Genomic DNA, 25,417 nt, shown 5'->3' on the forward strand with positions numbered 1-25,417 from the left:
AATGATTCTCCTGAATAGAAAATTGGTTGTGAAAGTATAAGGGCGATTATTCTACGATAGCGAGGATTTCTTCTTCGCGCATGATGATGAACTCTTCAGAGTCGATCTTCAGCTCGTTGCCTGCGTACTTTGCGAAAAGAACGATGTCTCCGGCCTTGACGGTCATGGGGTTCTTGTCTTTACCAGGACCTGCGGCAACAACTTCACCTTTCATGGGTTTTTCTTTAGCGGAGTCGGGGATGATGATGCCACCGGCGGTTTTCTGTTCGCTTTCCAGACGCTTGATGAGAACACGATCCTGTAACGGTTTGAGATTCATAAATTCCTCCAGAATAGAATAAACTTTGTTTTGCTAATGATAAGTAATCCGCGTGAATGGGCGGATCAGACTTTTGAATTTCAAAAGCCTGCATGTTGCTGCAGGCCGGGAACCTCCCAGTGGGAAGCTGACTTAATCTAAGACAGGGAGGCAGGAAGTCAACACCGAGGGTAAAAAAAGTGCGTAAAAAAATTGTGGGAGCCCTTTTTTACGGATATGATGCCAAATAATGGTGCTTATTGGCTTTCGTATTGGTTTTGAGCTTGACAATATCCCGCCATTGCCTGTAATCCGCGACGTCCGACCCGATTATGCCCTGTCCTGCAGTGTCTGCAGGGGTAAGACTCCGGTAATGTGCTTCTATTAAAATAATACCTCATTGAGTTAAGATCTGCCTTGAACTATGGCTTTTTCTGCTCGTCTGGTGTAGGGGCATCTGAGGGGACGGATATTCCGCTGCGTATGCGGAGCTAAATCACTTTGAAGGAGTTAATTATGAGTAAGACTGTTCTTGTTAAGAAAATCCGGGAAAAACTGGATCTGAGCGCTAAAGACGCAAACGTAGCCCTCGAAGCTGTTCTCAGTGCCATCGAAGACGGCCTTAAAGAAGAAGGCAATGTTACCCTTACAGGATTCGGCACTTTCAAGACCGTTGAGCGTTCCTCCCGTACTGGCCGTAACCCCCAGACCGGCGAAACCATCCAGATTCCTGCTTCCCGCGGTGTAAAATTCACCCCCGGTAAATTTCTTAAGGACGCAGTTAAATAGTCGCTGATAATTGGACTGTTAAAAGCCGCATCCGGGACATTCCGGATGCGGCTTTTTTTGTTGGTGTGCAAATAATAGTCTTCCAAACTTCCGGTTTTCCCGCTAGACGGTTGGGGTGTGTTTTACGATATATCAAAATTGTTCAGAGCTTATTTTCGCGATTCAAATAATCTTGTCTTTGTAATTAACGGAGTTTTAAAATGTTACCCCTATGGAATAAGCCTTTCGGCTATCGGGATGTACTGAACATAAGTGTCCCGCTGGCCGTGAGCATGGCCTCCACCACCATCATGCAGGTGACGGACAGGATCTTTCTGGGTCGGTACTCGGTGGAAGCCATTGCCGCGGCCCTGCCTGCCGGTATCCTTGCATTCCTGTTCATATCATTTTTTATGGGAGTGGCCAGTTACGTTAATGTCTTCATCGCCCAGTATACCGGCGCGGCAAAACCGGAAAAGGTCGCCGTAAGCCTTTGGCAGGGAATCTATTTTTCCCTCGGGGCATGGGTTCTGCTGGCTTCAATGGCCTACCTGCTGACCCCGGTTCTGGTAAGCGGAGGGCATCCTCCGGAAGTGCTGGAACTTGAGATTCTTTATTTCAGGATACTCCTGCTTGGCGGCGGTCTCCCTCTGCTGGATACCACCTTGTCGGGGTTCTACTCCGGACGTGGTTTGACCAGAACCGTCATGATCGTGAATATGATCGGCGCGGTCATCAACATCCCCCTGGATTACGCCCTGATTTACGGTGTGGGGCCGTTTCCCGAGATGGGTATCAGGGGAGCCGGGATCGCCACAGTAATGTCCTGGTGTCTGATTGTTGCCATCTATTGTCCGCTTGTGTTCAGCCGTGAAAACGAACATCGTTTCAGAACCAGAAGCCGCTGGCATTTCGATCCGGAGCTTTTCAGGAGATTCACCCGATTCGGGCTTTCAAACGGTGTGCAGTTCTTTCTGGATATTTTTGCCGTGACTTTTTTTGTCTACATGATCGGCAGGCTGGGCACGACGATACTTGCCGCAAGCAATATAGTCCTGTCCATTGACGGTATCTCGTTCTTTCCGGCCTATGGTGTTGGAATCGGGGTCAGTACGCTGGTCGGGCAGGCCATAGGTCAGGGCAGGCCCGATTATGCCAAACGGGCAACCCGGTGTGCCTTCCACATCGTCTGCGTCTGGATGCTGCTGATGGGAGTTATATATATGGTTATCCCTGATACTCTGATCTCTTTGTTCCGGCCCCATGACCTGACTGATGTCCAGTTTGCAGAGGTACTTACTCACGGCAGGATCTATCTCCTGTTTGTTGCGGTCTATATTCTCTTTGACGGCTTGGCCCTGGTGTATTCAGGCGCCCTGAAGGGGGCGGGCGATGTTGTTTTCATCATGAAGACGGTCGGCTTTTTCTGTGTAGCCCTCATGGTCATACCCTGCTACCTCGGGGTCGAGGTCTTCAAGTGGGATGACCGCTTCCTGTGGACGATATTCACCTCCTATGTACTGGTACTCAGTACCATCTTCTACTTCCGCTTCAAGGGCGGGAAGTGGGAGAAAATGAAGGTCATCTGATAAAAAAAGGCCGGAACAGCATGTCTGTTCCGGCCTTGCTTTTCAGGTAGTCTGATCTTGAAAGATTATGTTTCCTGACTCAGGAGCAGGATTTCTGGTCTTACCTTCTGGAGGAAGCCATAGGCAAAAACGCAAATGAAGCCTTCAATTATCATGATGGGAATATGACCATAGACCAGCAGTCTTGCAGCAGAGATGAAGCTTTCGTCGGTGAATGAAAGGGCAAAGGCTGTGAGGATGGTAGACATCGCGATGGACATCGCCCCGCACAGAAAAGCTCCAACGTTCACTGTGAAGCCGGTCTTGCTCAGCATAGGCCGGAAAAGGTAGTGGCAGATCACGGCAGGGAGAGCCATGATGGTGGTATTGACCCCAAGTACTGTCAGGCCGCCGAACTGGAAGAGGACCGCCTGCAGCAGAAGACCTGTCAAAATTGCCGGGAAGGCTGCCCAGCCGAGGATCAGCCCCATGAGGCCGCTGAGAATAAGGTGTGCACTGGAAGGGCCGATTGGAATGTGGATGAGCGAGGCAACGAAAAAAACTGAAGAAAGCAGTGCGGCGGACACCAGTTTTTCGGAATCGAGTTTTTTCAGGCCTATCATTGTTCCGGCAATGGCTGTTGCCGCTCCGACAGCAAGGACAGGAATGGAGAGAACTCCCTCGGATATGTGCATTTTGAGCCTTCCTTATAAAATATGTAGATGCAGGGAACCTGATTTTGATTTGTCGGGGTTCTTGCTGCATACTTTTTTTAAAACTATAGCACCATGCAGTTTGAGTCAAGGGGGGATTCGCAGTCCTTTGGTGCGGATTGTTTCAAAAGGCTGGTCGCTGTTTTGGGGCCATGGCAGTTGATAACAGAGTCAATTATGTGAACATGATTATGCTTGTTGCCGTTCCTTATGAGGTTTGACTAAGCCATCGTATTCTTATGTATGAAGGGTGAACCGGATATTTGCTTCAGTGGTAAGGGGATAAATCAAATTCATGAAAACAGGCTTTCTTGCAGGTGGCTATGTTAATAAGTGTCTGCCGGTATCGGGGTTGAGTGGTTCCTGATCTGCCTGGGGGGTGTTTTCAGGTTCTTTGTCCGCAACCACGAGTAATAGGCTGTGCTGACAAATTAATGGCACCTAGAATTGCGGGGTGCCTTTTTTTTTGCCCTAGTACCGCGTAGTTGCTGGTACTCGGAATGATGGCGCGGCCATTGCATATGTACAGGGCAGGAGGAGATTATGAGTAAAAGAAGGATCTCTGAAAAAGCAATACCGGTCATCTTCGATGTAGTAGTCTGGAGCGGATTCGCGGCTTTCCTGTTCGCTACATATATGGCATGCAGAACGCTGTTCGACAGGTTTCCCGTACAGGTCGGGAAATTTCTGGGGCTGCTGCAAAACTTTCTGGCTTGAGCATGGACTCAAGAGTACAGTGAAATCCCTCTGAACGCATTGTGTCAGGGGGATTTTGCTTTTCATGAACCTGTGTCCTTTTCTTGACTTTGTCGGTCTGATTATTAATTGTTGTTTGAGAATGAAAAGCTATATCATTTATGAGAGGGCTAAATGCAGGATATTCTGGTTTTTATAGTAATAGGTGTGGCAGTAGTTTTTCTAGGCCGAAAATGGTTTGGTAAGTCCTGGGGAGGATGTGGTTGTGGCTGCAGCTGTTCTTCGACGCCTACCTGCAATGAAGAGAGCTGCTCAAGTGAAAAGAACAAAAAATAAACATCTACAAAAGTTGTAAAACACTATAAATTTAGCTGATTGGGTGTATTTTAGTTTTCTGTAGATAGTTCTTTTAGCTCCATCGGTAATTTATGAAAGGAGTCTTTCCCGGGAAAGGCTCCTTTTCTTTTGTGTCGTATTCTCATGTGAAAAGCGGGGGTGCAGTCGATTGGGCTTGGTGGAATGGTTTGTTTCCAATGGTAGCGAAAGATATGGGGATTTTGAAGGGAATCAGATAATTGCGTTTTCTCGATTGCGAATTTCGCATTAGCATATTTTCTTAAACAACTACCAGTGGGGTAGGTAATTGTTCATATGCGCAAGTTCGTATGTTAATGGAGACAAAAATGTTAATTCACACTAAAGGTTGGCTACGATATTGTTGTTTTTCGTTCAAAATAGGGTTCATTTGTGAACAAAATAATTAATGAGTGAGCAGTCGTTCAAAAATGAGAAACGGTATGATGTGTCTGGGCGTTTTCCGAGGTATTGTGTTTGAATAAAGATAAATTATTATTTAATAATAGATGTTTATTGTTTGTATGTGCCACTTTTGAGTGGTCTGTATTAATTTTATAACAATATTAAAATGGTCCCAAATTTAATTGCAACTACTTAAATTTTTTTAAGCCGTTCTTTTTTGCTGAAATTGTCAGAGGAATGTGTTAGGTCAGTTTAACTTTCAGCTCGTCACACTGCCGCACTTTACATCTGGCTAGACGAAAATGTTCTCGTAAAATACTGGTTTCCTTTTAAAATTTGGGTTTAACAAGAATGTGGAACTGCAGGCTGCTGTCTGCGGTAGTTCTCTCCATTCTCAAACCATAGGGAGGGGAAGTGGCCAAGAAAAAGATTAGGTTCATGTGTACTGCTTTTCGTGACGGCTTTCAGTCCGTTTACGGAGCCAGGGTCAAAACCGATGATTTCCTGCCTGCTGTAGCAGCGGCTAAGGAAGCAGGGATTGACTGGTTTGAAGCTGGCGGAGGTGCACGGTTCCAGGCCCTCTATTTCTATTCCAATGAATGTGCCTTTGAAATGATGGACAGGTTCAGGGAGACCGCAGGTCCTGATGCCGATCTTCAGACGCTTGCCCGCGGTGTCAACGTGGTCGGTCTTGAGTCCCAGCCCAGTGATGTCATCAAAGCCCATGCCGATCTTTTTGCCAAACACGGCATAACCACAATCCGTAACTTTGACGCTCTAAACGATGTCAACAACCTGATCTACAGCGGTCAGTGTATAGTTGATGCCGGCCTCAAGCATCAGGTGGTTGTTTCCATGATGGAACTGCCTCCCGGATGTTCAGGCGCACACGACGCGGCTTTCTATGAGAAGACCCTGCGCCAGATTCTTGATGCGGGAATTCCTTTTGATTCAGTATGTTTTAAAGACGCATCCGGTACATCTACCCCATCCAAGGTTCACGAAACTATAAAGTTGGCCAAGAAGATGCTGCCTGCTGACGTCATGCTGCATTTCCATACCCACGAGACAGCCGGAATCGGCGGACTCTGCTACATGTCGGCTATCGAGGCCGGTGCTGATGCTATCGACCTGTCCATGGCTCCTGCCTCCGGCGGAACCTGCCAGACCGATATTGTCACCATGTGGCACATTCTGCGCGGCACCGACTACACCATCGACGTTGACATCGACAAGATCATCAAGGCCGAGGATGTCTTCCGTGACTGTATGAAGGATTATTTCCTGCCGCCTGAAGCAACTCAGGTTGATCCCATGATTCCCTTCAGCCCCATGCCCGGCGGCGCGTTGACTGCTAATACCCAGATGCTGCGCGATAACGGCCTCATGGACAGGTACCCGGAAATCATCCGGGCCATGAGTGAAGTGGTACGCAAGGGCGGATTCGGAACTTCCGTTACCCCTGTTTCCCAGTTCTACTTCCAGCAGGCGTTCAACAACGTCATGTTCGGTCCCTGGAAGAAGTTTGCAGACGGTTACGGCAAGATGGTTCTGGGCTACTTCGGCAAGACCCCGGTCGCTCCGGATGCAGAAGTTGTAAAGCTTGCTTCCGAACAGATGGGCCTTGAACCCACTACCAAGACTCCCCTTGAAATCAACGACGCAGATCCCAGCAAGGGTCTCAAGCCCGCTCGCGAAACCTGCGAGAAAGAGGGCTTTGAGCTTAGCGAAGAGAACATCTTCATCGTGGCAACCTGCAAGGACAAGGGCGTCAACTTCCTTAAAGGCAACGCCCGTATCGGCATCCGTTACAAGAAGGACGTTGAAGCCGAACAGCTTCAGAAGCTCGGTGCAACAGTTGGTGGCGGTTCCGGTTCGGGAACAGTCAACGTTACTGTGGACGGCAAGTCCTACACTGTAAATGTTGATGGTGCCACCGCAACAATCAACGGCAAGTCCTACTCTGTAGGAGCCGGTGATGCAGCAGCTTCAGCCGGTGCTACCGCAGCTTCCGCCGGTGCAACTGAGCCGATAGCGGCTCCCATGCCCGGTCTGATCATCCGTACGGCTGTCGAACCCGGTACTGCGGTTCAGGAAGGACAGACCATAGTGGTTATGGAAGCAATGAAGATGGAAATGGAAGTCAAGGCACACAAGGCCGGTACTGTCACCTCTTTCGCAGTTACTGCGGGAGATCAGGTGCAGCAGGGCCAGCTTCTTGCCGAGATGACCGTCTAGCCCCGCAACACTTAAGCGCAATAGGAGACTCCAATGCAACAAGTGTTGTTCAGCTGGGATAACGTGGTTGCCGGCAACGGCGTGGCACTTTCCTTAACCGGCATGAGCATCGTGTTCGTCGCCCTGGTTTTGGTCAGCTGCTACATTGCGCTGCTGCCCAAGATTGTCGCACTCTGCAACAAGATTATTCCGCCTTCAGCCCACCACCACGGGCCGGTGGCCAAAGCTCCCGCGCCCACTATCAAGAGCGGGCCTTCTGAAGCGGAAATTGTGGCCGCTGCAGTGGCGTACCTGCATAAAAACAAGGGCTAGACGGACGTTATGGATATACTTCTTCACTTCTTAAGCACAACGGGCTTTGCTCAGATGACCCCCGGTAACCTCATCATGATTGTTATCGGTGCCGTCTTCATCGCTCTGGCTATTATCAAGGATTACGAGCCGCTGCTGCTCCTGCCCATCGGGTTCGGAGCCATCGTGGGCAACATTCCCGCCATCGCGGGTATGCCGCTCAGCGTTTATGACGAAGGCAGCGTGCTTTACTATATCTACTTCGGCGTCAGCAAAGGGGTCTTCCCGCCGCTGATCTTCCTGGGAATCGGAGCCATGACCGACTTTTCGTGCATGCTCTCCAACCCGAAACTTATTCTGCTCGGCGCAGCAGCCCAGATGGGTATCTTCGCGACTCTCATCGGAGCGCTGTATATGGGATTTACTCCCGCTGAAGCAGCTTCCATCGGTATTATCGGCGGGGCGGACGGTCCTACGGCCATCTTCCTTTCGTCCAAGCTGGCACCGCATCTGCTGGGAGCTATCGCCATTGCGGCTTACTCCTACATGGCACTTGTTCCGGTAATCCAGCCGCCGATCATGAAGCTCATGACCAGCAAAAAAGAGCGTCTTATCCGCATGACTGCACCCCGTACAGTAACCACCCGTGAAAAAGTGCTTTTCCCGGTGGGCGGATTCATCATTACCGCTCTTATCGCTCCGGGGTCGCTTGCCCTGGTCGGTATGCTCTTCTTCGGTAACCTGCTCAAGGAATCCGGTGTTACCGAGCGTCTGGCGGAAACAGCGCGTACCGCGCTCATCGACTCCGTTACCATCCTGCTCGGTTTCTCCGTAGGTGCATCCACTCAGGCCCAGACCTTCCTTACTCCGGACAGTCTGCTTATCTTCGGTCTCGGTGCTGCTTCCTTCTGTGTGGCTACCGCCAGTGGAGTCGGTTTTGCCAAAATCATGAACCTGTTCCTCAAGGATAAACTCAATCCGCTGATCGGTGCAGCCGGCGTTTCCGCCGTTCCCGACTCCGCAAGGGTTGTCCAGATGATTGCCCGTGATGAAGATCCGCATAACTTCCTGCTCATGCATGCCATGGCCCCCAACGTTGCCGGGGTTCTCGGTTCCGCTGTCGCAGCCGGTGTGCTCTGGTCTGTTCTGGCAATGTAGGATCGGTAGCCATGAAGCTTGATACCCGAAAGATGCAGACTAAACGTAAGTGTACACTTGCGTCTGTTGCCAAGACTATGAAGGCGACCAAGCAGAAAAAGGTACAGGCATATTAAGATGAATAGGGCGCATTCTCATAACCGAGAATGCGCCCTTCTCAATGCTGTAGCCTTTTACCGGCACGGCTTTGACTGTATAAATTGTGGAATACATTTGCGTGCACCAACAGGGAACTGTTCTCCAGGAAGTCCTCTCTTGTTTTTGGGACAAATGAACAGTGGTAATTTATCGCAAATGGAGTTACAGGCCGGGAAAAAAGTGAATGCCGTAATCACAGGCAGATTTGCGGGTCCATAGGGAATGCCTCGGGCAGGACTCGAAAATTTGAGGGTAATTGTTCTTTTTTACGGCCTGTAAATAAAAAATCATATAACAAGTCCATCAGGGACGGCTTTTCGGTAGCCGTTGGACTTAACATTTTCTTTGGAGGAAAAAAGTGGCCAGTCAGTCAACCTACGAATTCTATAAAGACGATCTTTCCAAGATTCCGCCGTTGCGCGCTATTGCGGAAACCCTTCTTGCCGATAAACGGGTCCGCAAGGTGACAGCAGCTGAAGCTTATGATCTTGCCCGCAAGCAGTGGGATGTAATGGAAACAGACCACCCCATTTATCCGGAAGCTGCCAAACGTCTCGGTCTTCCCGAAGGCGCAAAGCTGCTGAACCACTGCCACGGTAAAATTGTCGGCCGTACCGCCATGGCCCGCCGTTTTTACAACAGGCTCAGCGGTGCTGATCAGCGCAAGGTTCTCGGTGATCTGCGTGAAGCTATTTCCGACATGCAGGAACGGTCGTTGATTAAGGCTGAAGCAGTCGTGGGTCTTGATCAGGACCTCATGATTAAGGCCACCATTCTCGGCGGTGAAGATGATGCCGCCAACATTTTCAACTGGCTGGTCAACTTCACTCCCTTTGACGAACTTGCCAAAGAATATGCTGAAAGTGCAAAGCTGCCCATTCAGGACATCATCATTATCGGTGACAACCTCTGGCGCAACACCGATCCTTTCTATCACAATCAGGGCTTCCCGCAGCTGGCCCTCGTGGATGAAGAGTGCAACGTAATCTACAACTTCGGCATGCGCTATTTCGGCGAACGCAAGAAAGGCACTCTCACCTTGGCCTGGACTTCCGGTATCCGTGTCGGCATGGCAGCATGTCACGGCGGTATCAAGGAAATCGATTTTGCTGAATGCTCCGACGCAGAAATCAAGGGTCTGGGCAAGAAATCCATTGCCTTTTTCGGTCTCTCCGGAACAGGTAAATCCTCACACACCAACTCGCACGACAATGGCGGAACTCTGCCGGCCGGTTTTACCAAGAAGGTTCTGCACGACGATGCATTCCAGATTGATATTGAAAACCGTGTCTGCCGTGCCTGGGAACCGACGCTTTTTGACAAGACCGACTCCCGGCCTCTGGGCAACCCGGACTGGAAATACATGGTATCGGTCATGAACCATGCCATGCTTGAGATTGACGGAAAAGTCATGCCGCTCGGACAGGATATCCGCAACCCCAACGGCCGCGCTCTTATCGACCGTGACGTGCTCGGCGAATACGTCAATCGCTGCACATTCCCAGATTCCCTGTGCTGGCTGATGAAGGATTCCTGTCTGCCTCCCATCATTCGTTTCACCGATACCTACCTTGCAGTAGCCATGGGTGCAGCTCTCATGACCAAGCGCAACCTCGCCGAGAACGTATCGGAAGAAGAGCTGAAGAAACTGGTATTTATTCCTTTTGCCAACCCCTTCCGCGTTTACGAACTCTGGAAGGATGTTGAAGCATTCGCCAATGTCTTCGACTGCGGCGCGCACGGCTACAGTTTCAACTCCGTCGGATTCTGGAAATCCTCCGATTCCGACCTGAATCCCATTCCCCTGCAGACCTCTCTGACCCTGCAGTCCATGATCCTTACCGACAAACTGGAGTGGGAAGACTGGGATCTGCTGCCCGGAGCGCAGATTCCCAAGCGTAACTGCATGGAAAGGGTGCTGCCCGGTTATTACGACACCTACAACCCTGAAAACGTTGATAACCGTGCAGAGTACATCCAGACCCTCAAGGACCGTTTTGCCCAGCGCAGACATTTCCTTGAGCAGGAAGATGATCTGAACTGCAAGCCTGAACTGCTGGCCAAGCTCACCAAGCTGCTCCACGTTAAGGCATAGCTTTACAATAAAAGAAAAAACGCCCCGCAGACATCAGCTTGCGGGGCGTTTTTTTCGTTCAGTAAAATCTGCTGTCAGCAGTTGGGGACCGATACAGCCAATCCGCCGAGTGATGTCTCCTTGTATCTTGAATCCATGTCTCTGCCGGTGTCGGCCATGGCCTTCACTACTTCATCGTAAGTCACCTTGTGGAACTGTTCATTCTCAACGCTGGCGATCAGGTACGCGTTGTATGCTCGGACAGCTCCCATGGCATTCCTTTCAATGCACGGAATCTGCACGTATCCCCCGACCGGGTCGCATGTAAGACCGAGGTGGTGCTCCAGTGCTGTTTCCGCCGCATTCTCGGTTCGCCAGAAACGGAATCCATTGGCGTAGGTTACCAGCCCGGCAGCCATGGCCGAAGCAACCCCGATTTCACCCTGACAACCAACCTCGGCACCGGCAATACTGGCATTGTGTTTTGCAATGAAGCCAAGGGCCGCTGCAACGAGCATTCCCTGACGGACCATTTCCCTGCTGATGCCCAGATCTTCCTCCAGTGCGTAGACCACAGCCGGAATTACCCCGGCGGAACCGGAAGTCGGAGCAGTTACTACAATATGACCGGCCGCATTTTCTTCGGAAGCAGCAAATCCGTATGCGTTGAGGCGCAGCAGGAAAGCGTCCGCAGCATTCGGTTTTGAGCTGCTGCCATACAATCTTTTGGCTTTACGGTGCAGTCCGATGGGGCCGGGCAGCACTCCTTCGGCGGACAGCCCGTTTTCAACGGCTTTCTTCATGGTATCGATTATGGCGTCCAGCTTTATGTTTATTTCGTCCTCGTTGAGCCCGGTAACGGAAGATTCGTTCTCCAGTACAAGCTGGTGCAGTCTCATCTCCTTGTCAGTAAGGATCTGCTTCAACTCTTCCATGCATGAGTACTTGTATTTTGGAGCGCAGGGGATTTCCTCCAGTTCTCCTTTCCATTTAATGAATCCTCCGCCGATGGAGTAGTACTCCTGCTCATGGATAATGGTATCCCCTTTTTTTAGCCTGATGAGCAGGGTGTTTGCGTAGGGAAAACTGTTTTCCACCTCTGCAAAGACAACGTTATTGACGCTTATGGGCAGGGAGATGTTTCCGCTGTCGAACTTATGGCTGGATCTGTCGGCGAGGCTGTCCAGAAAAGAGCAGTCCACGGTGTCGGGAAGATAACCGAGCAGTCCGGCAATAACCGCACGGTCGGTGCCGTGCCCCTCCCCTGTTGCACTAAGGCTTCCGTACAGGCGAACCTCAAGATTGTCTGGAGTCTCCGAAAGCGTCAGCTCCCTTACGGAACTGTAAAAATTGTACCCGGCCCGCATGGGGCCGATTGTATGGGAGCTGGACGGCCCGGGACCGATTTTGAAGAGTTCGAAAACGGAAGTGGTAATGGCGATCATAAGTCCTCCTTGACCGTGGAAGTTGTTTGTGAAATTAGCACTAGCATACAGCAGGAATTGTAACAACGAACTTTCGGCCTCTGGAGGTTGAACATATGTATATTGTAAGCGGTTGTCTTGCCGGGCTTTGTTGCAGATATGACGGCAGGGATAACGCGGATGAGCGGGTCATGGGACTGGTTCGCGAAGGCCGGGCTGTCCCGGTCTGTCCTGAACAGCTGGGGGGGCTTCCTACCCCGCGTCCGGCATGTGAGATTGTCAGCAACAGGGTGCTCACTGAAAAGGGTGTTGATGTTACCGATAATTTTCTGCGCGGCGCAGAGGAATGCCTCAAGCTGGCAAAGATGGTAGGCGCCCGGAAGGCCATTCTGAAGGCTAGGTCCCCGTCATGCGGCAGCGGCATGGTTTACGATGGCACGTTCAGCAGCAAACTTGTCGAGGGAGACGGATTGTTTGCAGCCATTCTCAAAAGGGAAGGCATTGAGGTTGAAACCGAATAAAAACGGCCCGGAAATCGAAAGGATTTCCGGGCCGTTTTTGGGCTTACTATTAAATAAGCGTTCCCGAACAATTTTCCTGAAAAAAGAAAATGTCTTTCAGTTTGCACAGCGAAGCAAATCAGGATTCGGGATCATGACAGCGCAGGCACAAGCGGCAGCCAGATAAAGGCTGTTGTGAGCCTGACTTCCTTTTCTCTCTATGCGAAATCATTAATGAGTGATCTTGTCTTCTTTGATGAGCTGCTGCGCCACACCAAGATCGTAAAGGGCAAGCGGGTTGCGGTCGGACCCGCGTTTCTTGTACTCTTCGGCAGCTTCAAGAATCACGTCGTAAGGCAGCCATTCATGTTTGTCCCAAATGACGGGATTCTCGTTGGACCAAAGACGGAATTCTACAGAACCAAGGTTTTCACGAACATACATTCTTGTGTCGCGGGTCTGAAGGGAAGGGTAGTAGTAAAGTCCGCGTTCATCTTTCATCTTTTATCTCCCGTCAGGATGCTTTGCGCAGTGAAAAGGAATTGCCGTTGGGCGTGGAAATGATGCCGTATCCTTTCAGGATGATTCCAAGGGGACGTCCGAAGAAAAAGTCCATGGCTTCTTCGGGAAGTCCGGCTTTTTCGACTACGAGGTCGCGCACGGATTTATCATAAATCATCATTTCGCGCAGATCAGCCCTGAGGTCTTCCTTGCCGTTCCAGTCCGCAACGACCTCAGTTGCAAGGGAGGCCAGTTTTTTCGGGGAACACCGTCTGTCATGCTCTTCGATAAGTTCCAGAACAGGATGTCCTTCGGGCAGTATGTCCCTGCGGGTAAGTCGATCCTTATCGTATATTTTCAAAAGGGGGTCGGGATCGCCGCAGAAAAGGGTCTGACATTCAAGGGGACGGTTCTTGTAGATCCGGCAGACCTGTGAGGAGACAGCCAGGAATTTGCAGGTCCATGATCCGCCTGCTCCCTTTACCTTAAGAATTTCTTCCTTGAGGGGGGCGACTGCGTTCTCGGGCTGGTCAAAGACAAGCTCACCTTTCCTGAGGGTTACAATGTCTGTAAGATCAAGACCCTCGGACTCCCTGAGCAGTCCAAGGTCCTGGGTGTGAAGGGCCGGACCGCCTTTGCGGCAGCAGGTACCGCACTGTTTGCATTCATTCATATTAAGACAATCACTTTTTCAAGTTTATGTTGCTGGTTATCAAAAATTTCTGTAGGTAATATTTGCTATTGACGCACCTTGTGTAGGGATGAGTAATTACGCTTAATCCGGGCTGCTTGGCAAGTCCCGAATTTTGTCATCGCTGATAATTTCAATCATGTGTTGACAAAAAGTGTGTAAGTTCTTTATCTCACACCTTAGGTTGTGTTTTTTTTCACTTAAGGGTATCTTTCCCTCCCCTGCATCGTATGCCGATTGGGGGGTCTCGCACTAAGAGAGGAAAGCAACCGGGCGAAGCCGGGTGACACTGGCGGCAAACCGGATGCCTAATTTGTATTGGTAGGTATATCTATTAAACTTTATGGAGGTTTAAGGGAATGGCGAAACACAAAACTCCCTTGTTGGACCAGCTTGAAAGCGGGCCGTGGCCTAGCTTCGTGTCCGACGTAAAACAAGAAGCCGAAGTTAGAGCCAAAAATGAGAAGGGCGTGGAATACCAGATTCCCGTTGAAGTCTGTGATGACCTTCTCGGTGTACTCGAGCTCTCTTACTCTGATGGTGAAACTCACTGGAAACACGGCGGTATCGTTGGCGTTTTCGGTTACGGCGGCGGCGTTATCGGCCGTTACTGTGACCAGCCCGAAATGTTCCCCGGCGTAGCACACTTCCACACTGTTCGTGTTGCTCAGCCCAGTGGTAAGTACTACACCACCGAATTCCTGCGTCAGATCACTGATATCTGGGATATGCGCGGCTCCGGTCTGACCAACATGCACGGTTCTACCGGTGACATCGTCTTCCTCGGAACCACCACTCCCCAGCTCGAAGAAATTTTCTTTGAACTGACCCACAATGTAAACGTTGACCTCGGCGGCTCCGGCTCCAACCTGCGTACTCCCGCAGCTTGTCTCGGTATGTCCCGTTGTCAGTATGCATGTTACGACTCTCAGGGTCTCTGCTACCACATGACCCAGGAATACCAGGACGAACTCCACCGTCCCGCATTCCCCTACAAGTTCAAGTTCAAGTTCGACGCTTGCCCCAACAGCTGTGTTTGTGCACTCGCTCGTTCCGACTTCTCCGTTGTAGGTATCTGGAAAGACGAAATCCGCATCGACCAGGAAGCTGTTGCAGCTTATGTCGGCGGCGAATTCAAGCCCAACGCTGGTGCACACTCCGGTCGTGACTGGGGTGCATTCGACATCCAGAAAGAAGTTGTTGCTCTCTGTCCCGGCAGATGCATCAAGTACGAAGATGGCAAACTGTCCATCAACGACAAAGAATGTATGCACTGCATGCACTGCATCAACACCATGCCCCGCGCACTGATGATCGGTAACGATCGCGGAGCATCCATCCTCTGCGGTGCTAAAGCTCCGATCCTTGACGGTCCTCAGCTCAGCTCCCTCCTCGTTCCCTTCATCAAGGTAGAAGATCCCTTCGACGAAGTGAAAGAAGTTGTTGAGAACATTTGGGACTGGTGGATGGAAGAAGGTAAGAACCGTGAGCGTCTTGGTGAAACCATGCGCCGCATGGGCTTCCAGAAGCTTCTTGAAGTTACCGGTATCGATGCTGATCCCAGACACGTTCAGGAACCCAGACACAACCCCTACATCTTCTGGAAAGCTGAAGATGTTGATGGTCCTTGGGAACGTGATATTAACGAATACAGAAAAAGACACCAGAGATAACACGGGAGGACAGACATGGCGTTCGTTTCTTCTGGCTACAATCCAGACAAACCGATGGAAAACCGGATCTCGGACATTGGACCTCGTAACTTTAGCGAGTTCCTTCCCCCGGTTATCAAAAATAACTTCGGCAAATGGAAATACCATGAAATTCTTGAGCCGGGCGTACTGGTTCACGTTGCCGAATCCGGAGATGAAGTATACACAGTCCGCTGTGGTACCGCTCGCCTCATGACTATTACTCTGATCCGTGAAATGTGTGACATCGCAGACAAACACTGCGACGGTTACCTCCGTTTCACCACCCGTAACAACGTCGAGTTCATGGTTGATTCCAAGGACAAGATGGTAGCTCTGAAAGAAGATCTGCTTTCCCGCAAGTTCGCAGGTGGTTCTTACAAGTTCCCCGTGGGTGGTACCGGTGCCGGTATCTCTAACATCGTTCACACTCAGGGCTGGGTTCACTGCCACACCCCCGCGACCGATGCTTCCGGTACTGTTAAAGTTATCATGGACGAAATGTTCGAAGAGTTCACTTCACACAACATGCCCGCACCCGTGCGTATCGCTGTTGCCTGCTGTCTGAACATGTGTGGTGCTTGCCACTGCTCCGATATCGCTGTTGTCGGTATCCACCGTAAGCCCCCCATCATCGACCACGAATACCTCGACAACCTTTGCGAAATTCCTCTGGCAGTTGCTTCCTGCCCCACCGGCGCTGTTCGTCCTTCCAAGGTCGAGCTCGACGGCAAGCAGTACAAGACTGTTGCCATTAAGGAAGAACGCTGCATGTACTGCGGTAACTGCTACACCATGTGCCCCTCCCTGCCCCTTTCCGATAAGGAAGGTGACGGTATCGCACTGATGGTTGGTGGTAAGGTTTCCAACCGTATCTCCATGCCTAAGTTCTCCAAGGTTGTTGTTGCATTTATCCCCAACGAACCTCCCCGTTGGCCGACACTGACCAAGACCATCCGTAAGATTGTTGATGTCTACAAAGCAGACGCCAACAAATACGAACGTCTGGGTGACTGGGCAGAGCGTATCGGTTGGGAACGTTTCTTCGAGAAAACCGGTCTGGAGTTCACTCCTCACCTCATCGATGATTTCCGTGATCCCGCATACTACACCTGGCGTCAGTCCACTCAGTTCAAGTTCTAATCAGAATTGAGAATTAAGGGGCGCGGAATTTTCCGCGCCCCGTTTAAAAAAAGAAGAGGCTTATTATGGCGATCGAAATGGAATCCGCAAAAGCTACTATTCTTGAGTTCCTGGAAAAGAAGACAGGTGATAAGAGTAAATTTTACTTTAACGATTTCACTAAGCTTTTCCCGGATGAGAAAGGCCGCGATGTGAAAAAGGTTCTGACCGAACTCGTTAAAGCGGAAAAAGTCGAATACTGGTCCTCCGGAAGTACTACCATGTACGGCCTGAAGGGTGCCGGTAAGCAGGGCGCAGCAGAGCACGAAGATTAATCTTCGGCTTATCCTGAGCTTTCAAGTGCCTTGTCCATCAATGGGCAAGGCATTTTTTTTGGGTTGCTCCCAAACAGGCAGGGCAAGGTTTCGCTTGTCTTTTTAGCCTTGAAACACTACTGAAACCCTTGTGCGGATGAGCTACTGGATGAATTATTACAGGGCGTAATCAGAAGATGAATTTTCCTCGTATCGTTTTAGCCGGACTTTCGGGCGGCACCGGCAAGACCATTGTCACGCTCGGGTTGTGCCGTGCCTTCCGTAATCGGGGCCGGGTGGTTAAGCCCTTCAAAAAGGGGCCCGACTACATTGACGCCAGATGGCTGGGGCTTGCTTCCGGTCGGTATGCCACCAATCTTGATCCTTTCCTTATGCCCAATGACCGCCTCAAAGCCCTTTTTCTGGAAAAAGGGCTGGACGCCGATATTTCCATAGTTGAAGGAAACAGGGGACTCTTTGACGGCAAGGACGTGGACGGTTCATGTTCCACGGCTGAGCTTGCCCGTATAATCAAGGCTCCTGTCATCCTGACCATCGACTGCACCAAAATGACCCGCACCGTTGCCGCGATTGTCGCCGGCTGCAAAGCCTTTGAAGACGGATTCAATCTTGCCGGGGTTATTCTCAACCGTACTGCCGGTGAGCGGCATCGCAATATCCTGCGCAGTTCAATCGAGACCTACACTGATGTGCCTGTCCTGGGCATGCTTCCAAAATTCAAGGATAATCCCATCCCCGAACGTCATATGGGTCTTGTTTCCAATACCGAATATGATGCCGTGGACAAGGCTCTGGACACCCTCGGCCGGATGGCTCAGGACTGCATCGATCTTGATGCCGTGTATGCGATTGCAGCAGGCGCGCAGGAAGGACTTTCTGCCGCGGAGTCGGCCTGGACCGACATTGTGCCTGCCAGTGGTGAAAAGCCGGTAATCGGGATCGTCCGTGATGAGGCCCTGTGGTTCTACTATGAGGAGAACCTTGAGGCCCTCGAACGTGCAGGGGCGGAGATTAAAGAGGTTTCGCTCTTTGCGGATGAGACCTGGCCGGAAATAGACGGACTTTATCTCGGCGGTGGTTTTCCCGAGACCTTGGCGAAAGAGATTTCCGAGAATGTTCTGATACGCGAACACGTGCGTTTTCTTGCTGATTCCGGTCTGCCCATTTTTGCCGAATGCGGCGGGTTCATGTATCTGGGACGAGATGTGGAGTACGAGGGTTGTCTTTTCCCCATGTCCGGTGTGCTTGACCTTTCCACCCGCCTGTGCCCGAGGCCGCAGGGGCTTGGTTATACATCCGGAACAATAGTGCATGACAATCCGTTTTTTCCGCTGGGCTCAAAGGTCATCGGCCACGAGTTCCATTATTCTCTGTGTGTGGATAACAAGGAGGCATCTCCCCGTTACGCGCTGGATATGGATCGGGGTAAGGGCATGGCTGACGGGCACGACGGGCTGGTTCGCGGCAACATCTACGCAGGTTACAATCATATCCATGCGCTTGGCGCTCCCTGCTGGGCCGGAAATTTCGTAAAGGCCGCTGCTGAGTTCAAGCGCGGCAGAAAGGCGTAAAGTGGCTTCCGCCCGATCTTCTGAGCTCGGATTTTTTAAGGCATGAAGGCCCGGGCAATGCGGAAGATATCGTCGTAACTGAGTTTTTTTCTGATCCCAAGGCACATTTCTGCTGCCATATCCATTTTCCGTTCTGAGTAACTTAATATCTGGTCTGCCTGTACCGTGAGGTTGGTTTGCAGCACCCGGTGATCAAACCCGTCTATGACCTGGGTTAATCCATTGGCGTAGAAGGGAATCTTGATATACGGGATGAGCTGCTCCAGTTGCTGTTTGCCTTCTTTTCGACTCAGGATTATGTGAAAGAGCAGTTTGACGAGCAGACGGTCCGGCTGGAGTTTGTGGTCGAACTCCAAGAGCAGGGTGTGGTCTGAATTTTTATCCAGCAGGCCGTCAACAAGACCGTGTGCCAGACTGAACGCCTTTTTTTCGGAAATGACGGAAACCGGATACTGGGATGCCATCCGGACAAAGGTTATCCTGGGATTTTCCTGTGAAGACATGGCCCGCAAGGCGAGCTGCATGGCTGAAAGCTTGCGTGCGTATTCCCCGATCAGGGTCTTGGTCTTATGGGCTGCCAGTCTTTGGACCGTTTCGGGGTCCATTTCTGAAAATGCCGTTTCCAGCAAAAATTTGATGTATGGTTCCCGGGTATATCGTATCTCTTCCTCAAGAACTTCCCTGTTGCGCTTTACATCAATCAGTTTCTTGATAGAAAGCCAATAGGCGGCCAGTCCTTCTGCGGGCATTTCCAGAATATCAAAATCTTTTTGTTCTTCCATCGGGGATTTCCTTGTATTTCCTTATTCTGGATTGTAACTGAATTTGTCCGGGAAAAATAGGCTGGATAGGGCTGTTTTTTTCTAACCAAGTTATTGCACAGGTTATTAGTTATGATTGTACTTCCTGAATTTGACACTGTGGCATTCCGCATCGGACCGCTTAAAGCCAACTGGTACGGCCTGATGTATATGATCGGCTTCGCGATTGCATGGATGCTGGGCCGTTACCGGGCTTCCAAGCCCACCAACAACTGGACTGGGCAGCAGGTGGACGATCTGATCACCTGGCTTGTGGTCGGCCTTGTTGTCGGTGCCAGGCTTGGATATTGCCTGATTTATGAACCGGAATATTTCCTGGCACATCCTCTCGATATTGTGGCAGTCTGGAAGGGCGGCATGTCCTTTCACGGCGGTGCTGCTGGGGTCGCGATCGTGGCCTGGCGTTTCGCAAAGGCAACAGGGCGCACAACACTTGATGTGGGTGATTTCTTTGTGCCGCTGGCCCCGCTTGGCCTGCTTTGCGGGCGAATAGGGAATTTCATCAACGGCGAATTGTGGGGAAGGGTGACCGATGTTCCGTGGGGCATGGTCTTCCCGAGCCAAAGGGCAGGAACTCTGCCACGGCACCCCTCCCAGCTCTACGAAGGGGCACTTGAGGGGCTCCTGCTTTTCCTTATTCTCTGGTTCTGGTCCGCCAAGCCACGCCCGCGCGGTACAGCTACAGGCCTTTTCCTGATGGGATATGGTTCTTTCAGGGCTTTTGTGGAGTTTTTCCGCCAGCCGGACCCGCAGCTCGGATTTATTGCTTTCGGATGGCTGACTATGGGACAGCTTCTGTGTGTTCCCATGATTCTTGCCGGGCTGGCCCTATTTGTCTGGGGGCTTAAGAAGGGTCCTATCCCTCCCGCTGCAAAAATGTAGTAATATTTGTAAGTGTTATCTTGAAACTCCCGCTTTCCTCGGTTGAGGAAGACGGGAGTTTTATTTTGCGATTGTTATGGTTGTTCAATCTTTGAATCAGGAGGTAATAATTATTACCTCCTGTAAGATATCGTTTTAGAATGCGTTGTGTACATTCAAATTGATGTAAAAATGCATCTGTTGCGTTATAATGCTATATAAAGTTCAGTGATGAAATATGTGTTTGATTTGACATTTGCTATAATTTATGTATGGCTAGAGTTTCAGTAAATTGTAGAGAGTTTAAATAATGCCGATAACTGCACAATCAATCGGAGTCGTTGCTGCTGTCGACGGCGAGGTTTTTGCCCAATCTGAAGCGGGTGTGCGTTCACTTGAAAGTGGAAGCCCGGTCTATCAGGGAGAGGAGCTTGTCACCGGTCCTGATAGTAATGTGGAAATCCGCTTTGTGGATGATACCCTGCTGTCTCAGGGCAGTGACTCGACCATCTCGCTGGACGACTACGCTTTTGACCCTACGGGAAATATGGACCCTGCGCTTATGTTCAAGATGGCGCAGGGCACTTTCCGCATGGTCACCGGTAGGATAGCCGAACAGAACCCTGAGCGGTTCAAAATCGGCTCTCCGCTTGCGACTATCGGTATCCGCGGAACAACCACGGTCCATGAAATTATTCCCGGTAACGGGGAAAAGCACGGTGTTGAGGAGATTCACAGCGGCAAGGCCATGATTGTTCAGGGGCTGGACGGCGGCGTGCGCATGATTTCGTCGCCGCAATCACTTGTGGATATTTCTTCATCAGGATTGCTGAGTACCGTGCGTCCCATGTCGACTCAGGAACTCAACACCTTCCGCGAAATTGCGCCCGCAGCTATCCGTCAGGAACAGGAAATCCGCCAGGAACGCGAGGATGAGAAAAATCAGCAGGATGATCCTGAGCAGGACAACACTGATGACGCGCAGAACGATGGCGAAGATCAGCAGGGAGACGGAGAGCAGGACGCTGCTGAGGATGGGCAGGCAGAGGGAGAGAATGCTGATGGGCAGGCTGAAGGCGAAGCTGCCGCTGGTGAAGTCGCCGGGGAAGCCGAGGGAACCGGTGGGGAAGGTGCCGATCCGCAGGATGGAGAGGCTCAGGGCGGTGAAGGTCAGGATGGTGCAGCAGATGCTCCCGGTGCAGTTCTGGGCGGCGACGGCGATGAAAGCACTGGCCCTGAAATAGCCGCAGGTCCGGATCAGCAGGGGAGTGCACAACCCGGAGAAAATCCCGGTGGTGGTGATATCGGTTCCGGTGGCGATGGTGCAGTTCGCAGCGGTAGCGTCCTTTTTGGCGGCGGTGGTGTTATTGATCCGGGTGGTATTCTGGTAGACCAGCGGGAACTGGATGGAACCAAGCTGACAGAGCCTCCGCAGGCTGACGGCAGCTCCGAAATTGATGACGGAGATTCTGCTGGAGACGGAGACTCTCAGGGAGATGGGCAGGACACTGGAACCGGGGAAGATACCGGAGCCGATGAAACCGGTGACGAAACTCAATTCGGCAGTACTGCCGAAGACAACACGGGAAATGATGATGAAGATCTGATTGAAGATCTGCCTCAGGAAGACGATGCTGTTCCCGATTCCGATGTTGAAGAGCCGACTGAAAGCCCTGTCGAAAGTGAGACTGTGACTACCGAGGATGATGTCTTTTACGGAACGTCCGGAGCGGACGAGCTGGAAGGCACTTACGAGGATGAAACTTTTTACGGTTACGCCGGTAACGATAACATAACTGCGCTCTCCGGTAATGATATTCTGGATGGTGGGACCGGCGATGATACTCTTTACGGTGACAACGGCGATGATACCCTTGTGGGCAGCGCCGGTGACAGTTCCGAACACAACACCCTCTATGGCGGAGACGGAACTGACTTCGTCGATTACAGTGCGTTGGGGACTTCTGCCGAATTGCATGTTGATCTTGAGACCATGTATGGCTCCAGCTCCTTGGGATATGATGAACTTTTTGCGATTGAAGGTGTCATCGGTTCCGACGGGGATGACGGCATAATCGGCTCCAGCGGTGCAAACACCTTCATAGGCAGCCTCGGCAGCGATAACTATGACGGTGGCGACGATGTTGATTTTATCGACTACAGCCTTATTGAAGGTGTTGTTTCAGTTGACCTTGATGCCGCAACCCCGAAAGCATCATACCTCGGCGAGGAAGATGTTCTCAAGAGTATTGAGGGCGTCATCGGTTCCGATCAGGGCGATTCAATACAGGGAACAGCGGGAACCCAGACCCTGATAGGTGGCAAGGGTGATGATTCCATTGCCGGTCTTGCCGGTGACGACTGGATTGAGGGCGGCGACGGAAAGGATGAACTGGACGGCGGTGACGGTAACGATACCATTTTCGGCGGAGACTTTACCGATATAATTACAGGCGGAGCCGGGGATGACCTGTTGTATGGAGACCTGCTGGACGAGAGCGAATCCGACGAGAATGACGCTGACACCATTTCCGGTGGTGACGGCAATGACATCATTTATGGTCATGCCGGTAATGATACTCTGAACGGAGAAGCCGATAACGATACCCTTTACGGTGATGATGGCGATGATACCCTAGACGGAGGAACCGGAGATGACATCCTAAACGGCGGAGACGGTGACGACACCCTTGCCGGCGGAGACGGAAGCGATTGGGCCGACTACCGCTATCTGGACGGCAACGAAGGTGTCGTAACCGGTGTTGATGCCGGGTTCAGCATTACTCTCAATGATTCCGGGGGAACATCCACCCATTCGACCGGTAAGGATAAGCTTTACGATATAGAAAATGTTTACGGCTCCAAACTGGCGGATACAATAGTTTCTGAGGTCGCCGGAACCCTGTATGGAAATGACGGCAGGGACACTCTCACAGGTTCGGATATTTCAGATTTCGGGGATTATATTGACGGCGGGTTGCACGAAGATTCCATCATGGGTCGCGGAGGTAATGACACCCTTTACGGCGGAGCCTGCGATGATACCATAGATGGCGGTGCCGGGTCGGATACAATAGATGGAGGCACCTATAACGACTTCCTTTACGGCGGCATGGGTGATGATACAATTTTGGGTGGAACAGGTGATGATTCTCTTGATGGTGGTGACGGTGATGACATCCTTGAAGGCGGAGACGGTGATGATATTCTTGAGGGCGGAACCGGGGCCGATACCCTTGACGGAGGTGCCGGACAGGATGTTTTCCAGTTCAGTACTGCAGATGATAACTTCAATGAAAAGTTGCTCAATTTTTCAAGTGCTGATGATTCAATAAATTTTGACAGTTCCTACTTCAGTTTTTCCGCTGAGTTTATTGCAGTTGATGAGAGTTATACGGGAACAATGTCCGGGCTGACCTCCGGTCCGGTTTTCGTCTACGACAGTGACGGCAGGCTCTGGTATGACACTAATGGTGGTGATGCCGGTGGTAACGTGCTGGTAACCACGGTCAGCGGTGACGCTGTTACGGTAGATAACATTACTGTGGACTACTCGGCTGTTTCAGAAGCTGTTATAACCGGGACCAGCCAGACTGGAACGGCCGGAGATGACAGCCTTGATGGCAATGCCGGGAACGATTTCATTTCCGGGAATGGTGGCAATGATACCATTTACGGATTTGCCGGGAATGATTCTCTTCTGGGCGAAGACGGAACAGATTACCTCTACGGAGGAGTCGGGGACGATACCCTTGATGGCGGGGTTGGAAGCGATACCCTTGACGGCGGTGACGACTTTGACTTTGTCGACTACAGCTGGGATGCTACAGGGGTTGTCGTGGATCTTGAAGCAGGTACTGCCACCACTGATGGCGTCACAGATACTCTTGTCTCCATTGAAGGGGTAATCGGCGGTAGCGGGGCGGATATTCTGACCGGCAGCGATACGCAGGGCAATATTTTTATGCCGGGTGAAGGGGATGACAGCATTACCGGCGGAGATTCTCTCGATGACGTGCTGGATTACAGCCAGCGTACAGCCGGGGTCAATATCGACATGTCTGCAGGGGGAGCCACCCTTGGTCCGACAGGATCTCCAACCGATACCGATACGTTCACCGGAATTGAAAATGTGGTGGGAACCACAGCTGACGATACGATTTTTGGTGATGCAGGGGATAATGCCCTCTTTGGTATAGATGGAAATGACTCCATTGATGGTGGAGACGGCGACGACACCATCTATGGTGGTGAAGGAAGCGATAACCTTGATGGAGGGCTGGGATATGACTGGCTGGATTACAGTTTGATCGGAGAAGACAGTTCCGGGATCACCATTACCAGCTCATATTCCGGCGGAGTTGCTGTCCACGAGTTCGGTACCGATATTGTTACGGACTTTGAAGGGCTTATCGGCTCGGACAGCGGAGACACCATGTTCGGAGACACCGATGGCTCATTCACGGCCAGCCTTGTAGGCGGTGCCGGGGATGACTACCTGGAAGTTGTCGGCGGGAGCGGTCATCTCTGCGGAGGCCTGGATAACGATACTCTTATCGGGAGCACCAGTGCGGATGTGCTGGAAGGCGGATCAGGAGATGACACCCTCTGGGGCGGGGCCGGTTCGGATATCCTTTCCGGCGGTGCAGGTGAAGACATCTTTTATTATTATTCTCCTTCCGAATTGATCGATTCCGTTGATACTGTGCTCGATTTCAACTGCAGTGAGGGAGATTCGTTTTACTTCGTCATTGATGGAGGGTTTGACAGTGCTGCCGGATACGCGTCTGTAGACGGCGGCTATTCCGGGATCCTTGCCGGGGAGTCCGGGGCCTGTTTCATCTGGGATAGCACCAATTCAACCCTGATCTATGACCCTGATGTGCAGAACGCCGACGATGAACTGACCGTTGCCGAGCTGGACAGCGGTTCCGTTTCTGAAAGTGATATTTTTTTGGTCATTTAAGTTCAATCAGAGAAAACATATCAAGTTTGCAAATCCCTGCCGTGTCGGTGGGGATTTTTTTGTTTGTATTATACCTGCTTCAGATATTTTATTTTTTATATTTGGCAGTGTATGTTTAAATTTTCATGTTGAACTGATTCAGTAACACATTAATTTTCACAATTGATAATCAATATCGCTTTTTATTGCATTGAATATACGTTCATGTCTTGAAAGTTGAATCAATTATGTCT

At 51.0% G+C, this 25,417-nt stretch carries 20 protein-coding genes; 14 read left to right on the forward strand and 6 right to left on the reverse strand.

Translation table 11 applies throughout. The features are described from left to right. Window positions 1-46: 46 nt before the first annotated feature. Entirely contained in the window at window positions 47-319 is a 273-nt protein-coding gene (locus N7E73_RS12720; protein WP_432735138.1) for a co-chaperone GroES, read from the reverse strand. A 495-nt stretch (window positions 320-814) separates the two neighbouring features. On the opposite strand from N7E73_RS12720, the gene N7E73_RS12725 reads away from it, so the two are divergent. Both N7E73_RS12725 and N7E73_RS12730 read left to right on the forward strand, forming a co-directional pair. Next, the gene (locus N7E73_RS12725) at window positions 815-1,087 is read left to right on the forward strand and encodes an HU family DNA-binding protein (RefSeq protein ID WP_432735139.1); all 273 of its coding nucleotides are present in this window, start codon (window positions 815-817) and stop codon (window positions 1,085-1,087) included. A gap of 200 nt (window positions 1,088-1,287) precedes the next feature. Beyond that, entirely contained in the window at window positions 1,288-2,655 is a 1,368-nt protein-coding gene (locus N7E73_RS12730) for an MATE family efflux transporter (protein ID WP_432735140.1), read from the forward strand. A 65-nt stretch (window positions 2,656-2,720) separates the two neighbouring features. Here the strand turns inward: N7E73_RS12730 and cbiM are convergent, their stop codons facing one another. Beyond that, entirely contained in the window at window positions 2,721-3,329 is a 609-nt protein-coding gene (gene cbiM, locus N7E73_RS12735; RefSeq protein ID WP_432735141.1) for a cobalt transporter CbiM, read from the reverse strand. A gap of 561 nt (window positions 3,330-3,890) precedes the next feature. Between cbiM and N7E73_RS12740 the strand changes: the two genes are divergently transcribed. The 5 genes from N7E73_RS12740 to N7E73_RS12760 all read left to right on the forward strand — a co-directional run bounded on the left by N7E73_RS12740 (window position 3,891) and on the right by N7E73_RS12760 (window position 10,722). Then, window positions 3,891-4,064: a hypothetical protein gene (locus N7E73_RS12740; protein ID WP_432735143.1), complete on the forward strand. Its 174-nt coding sequence runs from the start codon at window positions 3,891-3,893 to the stop codon at window positions 4,062-4,064. 1,152 nt (window positions 4,065-5,216) lie between these two features. After that, entirely contained in the window at window positions 5,217-7,040 is a 1,824-nt protein-coding gene (locus N7E73_RS12745; RefSeq protein WP_432735144.1) for a biotin/lipoyl-containing protein, read from the forward strand. Window positions 7,041-7,073: 33 nt separating this feature from the next. After that, complete coding sequence (locus N7E73_RS12750) at window positions 7,074-7,352, forward strand: OadG family protein (RefSeq protein WP_432735145.1); 279 nt, start codon at window positions 7,074-7,076, stop codon at window positions 7,350-7,352. Between the two features lie 9 nt (window positions 7,353-7,361). Then, window positions 7,362-8,489 (forward strand): sodium ion-translocating decarboxylase subunit beta, encoded by a 1,128-nt coding sequence (locus tag N7E73_RS12755; RefSeq protein ID WP_432735146.1) that lies wholly within the window; start codon window positions 7,362-7,364, stop codon window positions 8,487-8,489. Window positions 8,490-8,985: 496 nt separating this feature from the next. Further along, complete coding sequence (locus tag N7E73_RS12760) at window positions 8,986-10,722, forward strand: phosphoenolpyruvate carboxykinase (ATP) (RefSeq protein WP_432735147.1); 1,737 nt, start codon at window positions 8,986-8,988, stop codon at window positions 10,720-10,722. Between the two features lie 74 nt (window positions 10,723-10,796). Here the strand turns inward: N7E73_RS12760 and N7E73_RS12765 are convergent, their stop codons facing one another. Further along, window positions 10,797-12,146 carry an L-serine ammonia-lyase gene (locus tag N7E73_RS12765; RefSeq protein ID WP_432735149.1) on the reverse strand — a complete coding sequence of 450 codons (1,350 nt, stop codon included), beginning with the start codon at window positions 12,144-12,146 and terminating at the stop codon, window positions 10,797-10,799. A 95-nt stretch (window positions 12,147-12,241) separates the two neighbouring features. Here N7E73_RS12765 and N7E73_RS12770 point away from each other — a divergent pair, with 95 nt between their 5' ends. Then, entirely contained in the window at window positions 12,242-12,646 is a 405-nt protein-coding gene (locus N7E73_RS12770) for a DUF523 domain-containing protein (protein ID WP_432735151.1), read from the forward strand. Window positions 12,647-12,856: 210 nt separating this feature from the next. Here the strand turns inward: N7E73_RS12770 and N7E73_RS12775 are convergent, their stop codons facing one another. Together N7E73_RS12775 and N7E73_RS12780 are read right to left on the reverse strand one after the other, a co-directional pair. Next, window positions 12,857-13,126 carry a hypothetical protein gene (locus tag N7E73_RS12775; RefSeq protein WP_432735154.1) on the reverse strand — a complete coding sequence of 90 codons (270 nt, stop codon included), beginning with the start codon at window positions 13,124-13,126 and terminating at the stop codon, window positions 12,857-12,859. A 13-nt stretch (window positions 13,127-13,139) separates the two neighbouring features. After that, the gene (locus N7E73_RS12780; RefSeq protein WP_432735157.1) at window positions 13,140-13,799 is read right to left on the reverse strand and encodes a YkgJ family cysteine cluster protein; all 660 of its coding nucleotides are present in this window, start codon (window positions 13,797-13,799) and stop codon (window positions 13,140-13,142) included. A gap of 377 nt (window positions 13,800-14,176) precedes the next feature. On the opposite strand from N7E73_RS12780, the gene dsrA reads away from it, so the two are divergent. From dsrA to N7E73_RS12800, 4 genes are all read left to right on the forward strand, one after another. After that, entirely contained in the window at window positions 14,177-15,490 is a 1,314-nt protein-coding gene (dsrA, locus tag N7E73_RS12785) for a dissimilatory-type sulfite reductase subunit alpha (RefSeq protein WP_432735160.1), read from the forward strand. A 15-nt stretch (window positions 15,491-15,505) separates the two neighbouring features. Continuing rightward, window positions 15,506-16,651 carry a dissimilatory-type sulfite reductase subunit beta gene (gene dsrB, locus N7E73_RS12790; protein WP_432735163.1) on the forward strand — a complete coding sequence of 382 codons (1,146 nt, stop codon included), beginning with the start codon at window positions 15,506-15,508 and terminating at the stop codon, window positions 16,649-16,651. A 77-nt stretch (window positions 16,652-16,728) separates the two neighbouring features. After that, entirely contained in the window at window positions 16,729-16,965 is a 237-nt protein-coding gene (locus N7E73_RS12795) for a dissimilatory sulfite reductase D family protein (protein ID WP_432738869.1), read from the forward strand. 176 nt (window positions 16,966-17,141) lie between these two features. Then, window positions 17,142-18,536 carry a cobyrinate a,c-diamide synthase gene (locus N7E73_RS12800; RefSeq protein ID WP_432735164.1) on the forward strand — a complete coding sequence of 465 codons (1,395 nt, stop codon included), beginning with the start codon at window positions 17,142-17,144 and terminating at the stop codon, window positions 18,534-18,536. A gap of 35 nt (window positions 18,537-18,571) precedes the next feature. On the opposite strand, the gene N7E73_RS12805 is transcribed toward N7E73_RS12800, so the two are convergent. Beyond that, the gene (locus N7E73_RS12805; RefSeq protein ID WP_432735167.1) at window positions 18,572-19,318 is read right to left on the reverse strand and encodes a hypothetical protein; all 747 of its coding nucleotides are present in this window, start codon (window positions 19,316-19,318) and stop codon (window positions 18,572-18,574) included. A gap of 111 nt (window positions 19,319-19,429) precedes the next feature. Here N7E73_RS12805 and lgt point away from each other — a divergent pair, with 111 nt between their 5' ends. Together lgt and N7E73_RS12815 are read left to right on the forward strand one after the other, a co-directional pair. Beyond that, window positions 19,430-20,239 (forward strand): prolipoprotein diacylglyceryl transferase, encoded by an 810-nt coding sequence (gene lgt / locus N7E73_RS12810; RefSeq protein ID WP_432735169.1) that lies wholly within the window; start codon window positions 19,430-19,432, stop codon window positions 20,237-20,239. Window positions 20,240-20,528: 289 nt separating this feature from the next. Continuing rightward, window positions 20,529-25,184, forward strand: a complete 4,656-nt coding sequence (locus N7E73_RS12815; protein WP_432735172.1) for a FecR domain-containing protein — start codon at window positions 20,529-20,531, stop codon at window positions 25,182-25,184. Window positions 25,185-25,417 lie beyond the last annotated feature (233 nt).

Origin of the sequence: Maridesulfovibrio sp. FT414, from assembly GCF_050916235.1 — a bacterium.
Lineage (GTDB): Bacteria > Desulfobacterota > Desulfovibrionia > Desulfovibrionales > Desulfovibrionaceae > Maridesulfovibrio.